Origin of the sequence: Neobacillus rhizosphaerae (genome assembly GCF_937468385.1) — a bacterium.
In the GTDB taxonomy this organism is placed as follows: Bacteria; Bacillota; Bacilli; order Bacillales; family Cytobacillaceae; genus Neobacillus; species Neobacillus rhizosphaerae.
The window spans coordinates 21000-32063 of sequence record NZ_CALBWS010000047.1; the positions used below are offsets into that span (position 1 = coordinate 21000).

The 11064-nt window shown below is 34.2% G+C and carries 9 protein-coding genes; 5 read left to right on the forward strand and 4 right to left on the reverse strand.

Annotated elements, in window-relative coordinates; all coding sequences use genetic code 11:
* Positions 1-287: 287 nt before the first annotated feature.
* Positions 288-1655, reverse strand: a complete 1368-nt coding sequence (locus tag M5A78_RS23115; protein WP_406603739.1) for an Nramp family divalent metal transporter — start codon at positions 1653-1655, stop codon at positions 288-290.
* A 646-nt stretch (positions 1656-2301) separates the two neighbouring features.
* Here M5A78_RS23115 and M5A78_RS25050 point away from each other — a divergent pair.
* On the forward strand, positions 2302-2553 hold the full coding sequence (locus M5A78_RS25050) for a metal-dependent transcriptional regulator (RefSeq protein ID WP_406603740.1): 252 nt from the start codon (positions 2302-2304) through the stop codon (positions 2551-2553).
* A gap of 471 nt (positions 2554-3024) precedes the next feature.
* Entirely contained in the window at positions 3025-3432 is a 408-nt protein-coding gene (locus M5A78_RS23120) for a winged helix-turn-helix domain-containing protein (protein ID WP_248737641.1), read from the forward strand.
* Between the two features lie 73 nt (positions 3433-3505).
* Here the strand turns inward: M5A78_RS23120 and M5A78_RS23125 are convergent, their stop codons facing one another.
* From M5A78_RS23125 to M5A78_RS23130, 3 genes are all read right to left on the reverse strand, one after another.
* A complete protein-coding gene (locus M5A78_RS23125; protein ID WP_248737642.1) occupies positions 3506-5071 on the reverse strand; it encodes a DUF2968 domain-containing protein in 1566 nt (521 codons plus the stop codon).
* Between the two features lie 67 nt (positions 5072-5138).
* Positions 5139-5261 (reverse strand): hypothetical protein, encoded by a 123-nt coding sequence (locus M5A78_RS25055; RefSeq protein WP_406603741.1) that lies wholly within the window; start codon positions 5259-5261, stop codon positions 5139-5141.
* A gap of 253 nt (positions 5262-5514) precedes the next feature.
* Positions 5515-5823: a DUF3888 domain-containing protein gene (locus M5A78_RS23130; protein WP_248737643.1), complete on the reverse strand. Its 309-nt coding sequence runs from the start codon at positions 5821-5823 to the stop codon at positions 5515-5517.
* A gap of 242 nt (positions 5824-6065) precedes the next feature.
* Between M5A78_RS23130 and tyrP the strand changes: the two genes are divergently transcribed.
* The 3 genes from tyrP to tyrS all read left to right on the forward strand — a co-directional run bounded on the left by tyrP (position 6066) and on the right by tyrS (position 10900).
* Positions 6066-7505, forward strand: coding sequence for a tyrosine-tyramine antiporter (tyrP, locus tag M5A78_RS23135; RefSeq protein ID WP_248737644.1), 1440 nt, complete (start codon positions 6066-6068; stop codon positions 7503-7505).
* A gap of 137 nt (positions 7506-7642) precedes the next feature.
* Positions 7643-9529 carry a tyrosine decarboxylase gene (gene tdc / locus M5A78_RS23140; protein ID WP_248737645.1) on the forward strand — a complete coding sequence of 629 codons (1887 nt, stop codon included), beginning with the start codon at positions 7643-7645 and terminating at the stop codon, positions 9527-9529.
* Positions 9530-9634: 105 nt separating this feature from the next.
* Positions 9635-10900, forward strand: coding sequence for a tyrosine--tRNA ligase (tyrS, locus tag M5A78_RS23145; protein ID WP_248737646.1), 1266 nt, complete (start codon positions 9635-9637; stop codon positions 10898-10900).
* The last annotated feature ends 164 nt before the right edge of the window (positions 10901-11064 follow it).

Sequence of the window (11064 nt, forward strand, 5' to 3'; positions counted from 1 at the left end):
ACGCATCCTCAATGCAGGTTTTTAAAAGTGTACCAATTTATAAAAAATGTTTTATCGAAGGAAATAACCAACTCAATAATATACAATTATATATGCTCATTCTGTCTTTCTAAAGGGATTGTATATTATGTATGAAATAACAAAAGAGCTTAGATTTTCTAAGCTCTCTAAATGTTGATTAATTATAATAATCAAAATCACCACTCTCAGAAATGCACGAAAGCTGCCATTTTAGTGGCAGCTTTCAATATTCCGTAACAAATCTACATATATTCAATTCCATTAATCTAGAAAAAAGTTCCCCATAATAAATAGACATTCAAGACAATAATAATGGATGTAACAAACCATGCTAACCATTTCACCCAAGCTTTATTTACGAATTCACCCATTTTTCTTTTATCACTAGTAAACATGACCAGTGGAACAACAGCGAACGAGAGTTGCAGTGATAATATTACTTGACTAAGAATGAGTAATTGTCCGGTCCCTTTTTCACCAAATATAAAGGTTACGACAACTGCTGGTATAATCGCAATCGACCTTGTGATCAATCGGCGTATCCACGGCTTTAGACGAATATTTAAAAAGCCCTCCATGACAATTTGACCCGCAAGTGTTCCAGTTAAAGTAGAATTCTGACCAGAAGCCAATAATGCAACACCGAAAAGAATGGATGCAATACCTGAACCAAGTAATGGATCTAGTAAGTGATAAGCATCCTGAATTTCCGCAACGTCTTGATGACCGGAAGTATGGAAAGCAGCTGCGGATAAGATTAGGATTGCACCATTCACAAACAAAGCAAGCATTAACGCAACGGTTGAATCGATCGTGGCGAACTTTATGGCAGACCTTTTTCCCTCTTTCGTGTCATCGTACTTCCTGGTTTGAACAATGGACGAGTGGAGATAAAGATTATGTGGCATAACCGTTGCACCCAATATCCCCAAAGCAATATAGAGCATTTTAGGATTGGAAATAATCTCACTGCTCGGTAAAAATCCAGTTAGAATTCCCCCAATTTCAGGCTTTGACAAGGCCATTTCAATTCCAAAACAGACAGCAATGGTTACAATTAGAGCAATAACAACTGATTCTATATAGCGGAAGCCCTTATTTTGAAGGAGTAACACTAGTAAAACATCCAAGGCTGTAATGCATACTCCATATACAAGAGGGATGTTAAATAATAAATTTAAAGCTATTGCAGAACCAATCACTTCTGCCAAATCACAAGCTATAATCGCTAACTCACATAAAATCCACAATACAAAAGAGACAGGCTTACTATAGTGATCCCTGCATGCTTGTGCCAAATCCCTTCCAGAAACAATTCCTAGTTTAGCGGCTAAGGCTTGTAACAATATCGCCATCAAGTTGGATATTAAAATAACGGAAAGAAGCGTATACCCATAGGCTGATCCCCCTGCAATTGAGGTTGCCCAATTTCCGGGATCCATATAACCAACTGCTACTAAATAACCTGGTCCAATAAAACCTAACAATTTTCTGAAAAAGCTTCCTGTTTTCTTAATAGGAACCGACTTATAAACTTCCTGAAGACTAGGATTATCGTTTTGCCTTTTCCAGGATTTACTTGCATCCACTAAATCCACATCAGCTTTTTCAACCACTGCCTCTTTTGAACTCACTTTTGATCTCTCCTCCTTCATAACTAATCCTTGTAAATTTTGACTACGTACATAAAAATTGCCTAAAGTAAACTTTTTGATAAAAAAATATAGGCTATTGCTTTTCTTATTAAGAGGTCCTTATGACATTCCTGTTTAGTTCGGAGAATCCTTGGATTGAAATTGGTTTAAAATAGTCTCAAATTCTTGTTCATTCATTATTCCTAATAATTTACATACGTAAGAGCTTAAAAGGATTTTATTTTTTTTCCGTTTTGATTTAAACACTCAAATCATCTCGCTTTATTTTCATTATATTAAAATGCTTCCAAAATATTTCCTCTAACCAACAAAAATTCATAAATAAAAATTTATTTCCCACACACAAAATTTCATCCACCATTATGTTCTTATAATCAGCAACAATTTCAGGAAAAATCATTGTTATTACCAGTTTTAAATTTTTTCTTTCCCCCTTTTGTTCACATAGTTGAATTTAAATTGTCAATTTTCAATAAATTCAGTATACTATTGATAATAAGATTTTACCTCACGCAACTTTTTAAGTCCAGTAAAAAAAATAAGGTTTAGGTAAATTTTTTTAGATAAATAAAAGGTTGTTGATAACTATATGCTTTCATCTGTAATGAAACAGTATTAAAAACATATGTATTTACTTGCAGATCTCACTGACCAAGTTGTTCCATCACAACTAGCAAATGTTCTCGGTGTTAATCCGTCAACTGTTTCCAGGATGGTAAGGAAACTGTCCAATCAGGGATGGGTGAAATTTGAGCATTACGGGAGAGTATATCTTACCCATGAGGGAAAACAATTAGGGAAGACCCTTGTCAAACATAACGAGGTGTTAGAACAGATAAAAACCCCATTAAAAAGTCTCTGTTTAAAGCCATCCTAGTTTCCTCCAATTTCATTTTTATATTGTTAATATATACTTTCATACAGATTAGTATGAAGACATACCGGATAATGGGAAGACTGCTTGGTTCGTTCGCATATCATACTCTTCTATTAGACAGTTTCTCCGTGGCACATGTGGATTTTGTACTTTTGGGCTTCTTCCAATTCCAACCACTCGTACAAAGGTAGATTTAATTTTATTTTAAAAAGAGGCACCGTGTAGCATCATTAGTGTCTTAAATGGTCTTATTATCTTATTTGTTAATTTTCTTAATTAAAAGGTTTCAATTGAATTAACATTTTTTACCTTAAAAGGAATAGTAAACGAAGAGTCATGGCTATTGAATCCTCAGATATGTATAATTTAAATAGCTATAGTATAAAAAAAGTTATATGGTGAGGCTTATCAAATAAGATAAGTAAGTAAGATAGAAATTAGTTTAATAAATATCGTAAGAGGCGAAATTGCATGAGAAACAAACCATCTCTCAAGGTGAAATCTAAGATTTGGATTGAGCTTATGGATGAAGTAGTTTGTGGACAGGGACGGGTTCGACTATTTGAAGAAATTGAAAAAACAGGATCAACGAGTCAAGCTGCTGCATTACTAGGCATGTCTTTCCGTGATGCTTGGGGGAAAGTAACCGCTACGGAAGATAGATTGAAGCTTCAACTAGTTGAGCGACAACAAGGGAATAGGCGAAAAGGAACCACCCTAACTCCCGCCGGAAAAGAAATTCTAAATCGGTATACTAGTTTCCAAAGAGAAGCACATGAAAAAGTGGATGAACTATTTGAAAAACACCTTGAAGAGCTGTTAAACCATCTTAAACAGCACATAATAATACTTAGAACCATTAGATTGAAAAGATATTAATTGTGAACATTTTTGGAATTTTATTCCACTATAATAATAGTGTTAATATCATTAACTCAGGAATAATAACCATTTACTCAATCAGCCATTTATAGATTTCCAACGTCGTTTTCTCAATATTACTTTGACCGTTTAGGTAAAACAGAGGTGTTTCTGTTTTGCTCAATTCCTTCATAATTTTTTTATAAAACGCATGGGCAAATACAGTTGTATTGATAAAGACTGCATCAACTCGGTGTATCCTCGTAATATCCCTATTCATTTCGTTCACGTCAACAAATTCCACGGTTGGAAGAAGCTCTTTTAATTTTTGTTGCCAATTCAGATATCCTCCAAAAATTACGATTCGCTTAGACTGAATAAACTCTGTCATGGTTTTCAAAGAGGGAACCCTGTCGAAATTATTATCCGCCTGTTCCTCCCAGTAGACAAAGTTTCGGAGTGCATGTACTTCATGGGTATAATCTTCCATATTCTCAATTTGATTTTCTAGTTGACGTATTCTGGCTTGTGCCTCACGAAGTTCCTGTGTCAATCCTTCAATATCTTTTTGCTGTCTTTTATTAGTAAGCTGCCATTGCTGCTGCCTTCGTAATAGGTCAACTTCCCCCTCTATTATTCGGGTTTCTTTGGATTTCATTTCTAGATAATAATCCTGTTTCGATTGATCCAAATACAATAGTTTCGTTTCTCGATAATGAGAACTAAGGCATTTTAGATACAAGCAAGTCATAAAAAACAAATCTTGTTCATCTTTAGTAATGTGATTATATTTTTTGGCATACAAGAGTTCCAAAAAAACCATGTCCAGATCCCTTTTTGTGAATGGCATTTGTTCGGTTGCATCCAACTCTTGAATTTTAAGGGTTTTAAGCCAGCCACCTAAAGCCCCGATATATTTCGCAGGAGATTCTTGAAATACCTGTTGTTGAGCCTTCTCCGCATCACAATAGGGGTTAGATTCATAGATTTTTTTTAAACTAATGCCGATAAGGTATTCTAGAAATGAACCTAACGAATCAAAACAGAGGTTTTTGGGAATGTTGTATTCCTCATAAAGATCATCAATCTCTTCCTTATGTTTCTCTACCATCTGATTCGAGAAGTTTATCTCTTCCAATTTAATCTCATTCATGACCGAATGTAATACTTCCTGAAATGATAGCCAGGTAACATTCTTTGTATTAAAAGGTTTGTTTTCTCGAACACATAGATACCAAAGGACAATATTTTGATAAAATAGTTCTATTTCCTTTACCGTCTTACTCTTTTGCCTTGTTGCAAAGGCTCGAATAAAATGTTCAAAATCTATTTGTGCATGTTGATGCAAATATTGATAAACAAATTTGTACCCTTTTTTAATCAGTTGATCAAGCTGGGCAAATTGGTGATTTTGATAACACCATTCTACCATCCCTGCCACTTGTCTGATTTTCTCTTCACTTTTTGTAGTGTACATTGAAAATAGGGGATTTCCCTTCAATCCACTTCTTTGAAACGCTTCATAATATTCCCACTCTTTTTTTTTGTAGCAGTTTTCTATTAAGGGATGTAAATAAGAATTTCCACCTAATGCAATGCTTAAAAATTGGTGTAATATATTTTGCTCATGGGGTAGAATGTCTTTTTGATACGACATGAGTCTTCTCACCTCGTTTATTTTTGGATAAAATCAATGAAATATTTACTTATAGCCTTCGGCTGCTCTACTGCTTTCTGCTACCTTTGATGTGTACGGTCATATTCTTTTTGAAGAGATCAACTTCTGACTGCTCAATCCTCATCCTGTTACCCACTTTAAATGTTCGTAATTCACCTCTCTTTATCAACTCATAAACAGTATGCTTGGAATTTTAAAGATCCTTGCTATTTCATCTGGAGTATAGGTTAGATCTTTCAATAATAGCCCTCCTTGATAATCCCCTTTTAATAGTATAATAGGTGGTTTTATTAGGATTACTATGCTTTTTGTCACAGCACGTTAAGTTTTGTTGAGGTTTTGTCGTCTCGACGCTAGGCGCTCCTCGAAATTTTGTAGGCGTTTATGATAAGCAGCCTCAGCTAAACACTCTGGGTATATTTTTAGCTTTGTGGTAAGTATTGCTTCACGAGGTATTGGTTGATTACTGTACTGGGAAGGGAAGAGAAGGGAGAATCAACATAATTGGATACCTGCTTTATCTTTAGGATTTCTGTTTCCCAAGAAGCCCAAGTAAGATCTTTTGGTGCATTTTTGTCATTCTTATAAATTTCAGAAATTGCTTTATCTACTGGCTCTCTATTGCTACTTATGAGTGCCGCTTTAACCGTTTCGCATAATTCTGTATCAGCTTCATTTATGGTTTTTGCGTAAAATACTTTATTACCGCTAAATAAAAATAGTAATACCATTAACAGCAACACTTTTTTTTCAAACTAATCACCTCTTTTTAAGTGTTCCCAAAGAGGTTGCTTTATGACTAACCTGCTTTTTAAAGCCTGGTATACAAGGGCTCGTAATTATAAAATTGATTCATATGTCGGAATTTACCAAATCCTTATTTTACATAATTATTAAGTAATATGTCTATTTTAAAAAAGATGCATCCTATTTATAGATTATTACTTTAAATATGGGAAAGAAGGAATTTTTTATGGGTAAAACAAAAAAATTAACACTATTTGGGTTAATTGGTATTACAATGGCTTTTTTTGGAACGGTACGAAGTGTGCCGACTCTTGCGATTACTGGTTGGACCCAAATCTTCTATATGGTGATCGCTGCATTTGCATTTGCACTACCTATTGCGCTAATGTCAGCTGAGCTTTCAACGGCTTACCCTGAGGAAGGTGGGCCTCAAGTTTGGGTGAAAAATGGTTTAAGTGAGAAATGGGGATTTGTTACCTCATGGTTATTATGGGTTCAAATGTTTTTCGGGATGGTAATGGTTGCGTCAACTGTTGGTATTCTACTTGGTTACGTTATTAATAAACCAGATTTATCTTCAAACAATTACTTTATTTTTGCCGTAATCTTAATTTCATACTGGGGTGTGACTTTATTAAACCTTAAGTTTGATATGGTAAAAGTTGCGGGTAACTGGGGCGCCGTTATAGGTGTATACATTCCGTTTGTCATTCTTGTTGTTCTAGGTGTGATTTATCTGATTAAAAACGGGATTCAATCTAATAGTTATTTAGGGGGCTTTAAGACAAGTGACCTTGTTCCTAATTTTAAGGACTTAGGAAGTTTAACTTATTTATCAGGAATTATCTTTATTTTTGCAGGAGTAGAAATTTCTTCTGTACATGCGAATAATATTGATAATCCAAAACGTAACTATCCAATTGCTGTTATTACTTCTGTTATTTTATTAGCAATTTTTAATATCATTGCTGGTTTAACTGTTTCAAATGCGGTTCCAAAAGGTAAATTGGAACTTGCCAATATTACACAGCCATATATGATATTCTGTAAAAATTTAGGGATTCCATCTATCGTTGTTAACATCATTTCTTTAATGATTTTAATAGGTGTTCTAGTGCAGCTGAGTGCTTGGGTACTTGGACCAAGTAAATCTATGATTAAAGTGGCAGATGAAGGGAATTTACCGAAGTTCTTCCAAAAGAGAACAGAGAAAGATATTCCAATCACTTTTGTAATGATTCAAGCAATTGTCATTTCGTTAGTATCGATCTTATATATAGTCGTTCCAGATGTTAACAGTGCCTTCTTAATTATAACAATTACAACAACGATTTTGTATTGTGTTGTGTATATTTTAATCGCTATTTCAGCCATTCGTTTACGCTATAAGATGCCAGACTTTGATAGACCATTCAGATTAGGAAGTAAAGGGAATGGATTAATGTGGACGGTCTCTATTCTTTCACTGATCAGTATTGTTTTTACGATTATTGTAAGTATTATCCCGCCATCTATTTTAAAGCCAAGTCAATATACTGGATATGTAATTTATCAAGTTGTCGCTACAATAGTAATGATTGCTATAGCACTTATCATCTACAAATTTAAAAAGCCAGAGTGGAAGAAAGATAATAACTCACCGGATGATATAAAGCGATCAAGTTAAAGACCACATGAAAATTTGCTGCACTGTTTTTGATGACAAATAATAATTTATGTTTGAATTTTTACCTAAAAATAATAACGTATTTTGTATCGAAGTTGCTTAGGGAAATATTTGAGATAATTTGGAGGAAATGAAAAATGAACTATGAAATGCCGGATATTAATTTAAAAGCACTATTCTTAGGTGATAAAGGTGAAAATGCAGATTTATTTAAAGAGCTGTTAATCAAAATGGTAGATGAACATGTAGGTTGGCGTCAAAATTACCAACCGCAAGATCTACCAGTTATTACTCCGCAGGATAAAAGTTCACAAAGTTTTGAAGAAACTGCAGATCATATCCGCAGTGTAATGGATTTATTATCTTCAAACCTTCGTACCAATTCATTACCATGGCATTCGGCAGGACGGTTTTGGGGACATATGAATTCCGAAACATTAATGCCAGCTATTATTGGGTATACAGCTGCAATGTTATGGAATGGGAATAACGTGGCATATGAATCTTCCCCTGCCACTTCTCAAATGGAAGAAGAAGTAGGACATGAATTTGCTGCTCTTATGAGCTATAAAAAAGGTGAGAGCTGGGGGCATATTTGTGCTGATGGTTCGATTGCTAATCTAGAAGGCCTTTGGTATGCAAGAAACATGAAATCTCTTCCTTTAGCGGTTAAAGAAGTAGCTCCTCAATTAGTTGAAGATAAATCAGATTGGGAATTATTAAACATGACTACAGAAGAGATATTAGATATTATAGAAAAAATTCCTGAAAAAATTGATGACATAAAAGCAAATTCTGCGCGTAGTGGTGAACATCTACAAGAGCTGGGTAAATGGTTGATTCCACAAACAAAACACTATTCTTGGCTAAAATCAGCGGATATTATTGGTATAGGCCTTGATAATGTGGAAGCAATTAATGTTGATCATAACTATCGAATGGACATTGGCAAACTTGAAGAGAAAATCCGAGAATTGGTTGCAGAAAAAATACCTATTCTGGGTGTGGTAGGCGTTATCGGTACAACAGAAGAAGGACAAGTAGATCGTATTGATAAAATTGTTGAGTTGCGTGAAAAATTAGCTAAAGAGGGTATTTATTTTTACATTCATATAGATGCTGCTTATGGTGGGTATGCCCGATCTATATTCCTAGATGAAAACAACGAATTTATTGATTATGAAAAAATTGATGAAGTGTATGAAAAATATAGTATTTTCAATGAGAAAAATGAATGGCTGACAGAAGATATTTACAATTCTTTCAAAGCAATTATGCACGCTGAAACGGTTACGATTGATCCACATAAAATGGGATATATACCATACTCTGCTGGTGGGATTGTTGTAAAAGATATTAGAATGCGTGACGTAATTTCTTACTTCGCAACATATGTGTTTGAAAAAGGAGCCGATATTCCTGCATTACTTGGTGCATATATGCTTGAAGGTTCTAAAGCAGGGGCAACTGCTGCCTCAGTTTGGACAGCCCATAAAGTATTACCATTAAACGTGACTGGTTATGGCAAATTACTTGGTGCAAGTATTGAAGGAGCTTACCGTTTTTATCATTTTTTACAGGATAAACAATTTAAAGTTGGAGATAAAACCATTCATGTTTATCCATTAACAAAACCTGACTTTAATATGGTTGACTATGTGTTTAATGAAGAAGGAAACACAGATTTAGCAAAAATGAACAAATTAAATCATGATTTCTTTGGTGAAGCTTCTTATGTTAAAGGGAATATATATCACAATGAATTTATCACTTCTCATACAGATTTTGCCGTCCCTGACTATGGAAACAGCCCACTTCCATATGTGAAAAGTCTTGGATTTAGCGAAGAGGAATGGGAAAAGGAAAGAAAAGTAACAATACTACGAGCTTGTGCATTATCTCCGTACGCTCATGATAAAGTTGTATTCGATGAATACGCTAGTAAGATTGAAAGCGCAATTCAAGAAAAACTTGAAACTATTTACAATGTGAAAAATGAAAGTGATGATGAGACAACTGTTTAAGATGCAGAATACGATAAAGGTCCTTATGTTTTTTTAGACATAGGGACTTTTTTTTTAGACAAACTAAAAAAGTAAAATCTTAAAATTGAAAGGGGTTAGAAAAGCATGAACATCATTGACGAATTAGAATGGCGTAATGCGATCAACCAACAAACAGATGCAGATGGGCTACGTGAATTAGTAGAAGAGAAAAAAATTTCATTGTACTGTGGGGTAGATCCAACGGGTGATAGTATGCATATTGGACACTTAATCCCATTTATGATGATGAAACGTTTTCAATTAGAAGGGCATCATCCAGTCATTTTAATTGGAGGAGCTACTGGAACAATCGGTGATCCTAGTGGACGTCAAACAGAACGCCAATTACAGACATTAGAACAAGTGCAATCTAATGTTGAAGCATTGACGGAACAAATGAAAAAGTTATTTGGCTTTGGTGGTGATGGAAATGTAAAAATGGTAAATAACTATGACTGGACACATCAGATAAACATTATTGAATTTTTACGTGTTTACGGTAAGAATTTTAGTGTGAATACGATGTTAGCAAAAGACATTGTAGCAAGTCGATTAGAGGGCGGAATTTCATTTACCGAATTTTCTTATCAAATTCTTCAAGCCATGGACTTTCATCATTTATACAAAAACGAAGGAGTGCAACTACAAATTGGTGGTAGTGACCAATGGGGCAATATAACAAGTGGGTTAGATTTAATACGTAAATTAGAAGGGCCAGAGGTAAAAGCGTTTGGATTAACAATACCCTTACTGTTAAAAGCAGACGGCACAAAGTTTGGTAAAACAGCAGGAGGAGCGATTTGGTTAGATCCAGAAAAAACCACTCCATTTGAATTTTATCAATTTTGGATAAATACTGATGATCGTGATGTGATTAAATACTTAAAATTCTTTACATTTTTAACAAAAGATAAGATCGATGAATTGGAGATAAAAGTTAAGACAGAACCTCATAAGCGCGATGCACAAAAAGCTTTAGCGGAAGAAATGACAAAATTTGTTCATAGTGAAAAAGCATATAGTCAAGCGGTGAAAATTACAGAAGCATTATTTAGTGGAGATATTAAATACTTAACGGCTGATGAAATTGAGCAAGGATTTAAAGATATGCCTACTTTTTATGCTTCAAAAGATACAAAAAACATTGTAGAGTGGTTAGTTGATTTAGGAATTGAACCTTCAAAACGTCAAGCAAGAGAAGATATAAACAATGGAGCTATTTTTATGAATGGTGAACGAATAAATGATGTGAACGCAGATGTTACAGTGGAAAACTCATTTGATGAAAGATTTATTATTATTCGTAAAGGGAAAAAGAATTACAGTTTAATAAAACTGAAAGAAGAATAGGGTAGTTTAATGCAGAGGATTAAATATGCTTATGTCATGGAAACTCTTTTGTATGAAAATAACTTGGTAAAAATGCCATACGAAAGCAGGCCCTCCATCTATTAATTTTTTTTTGAAGAGCTAATTTATAATGTTTTATATATTATTATTTAGGCAGATTGTTG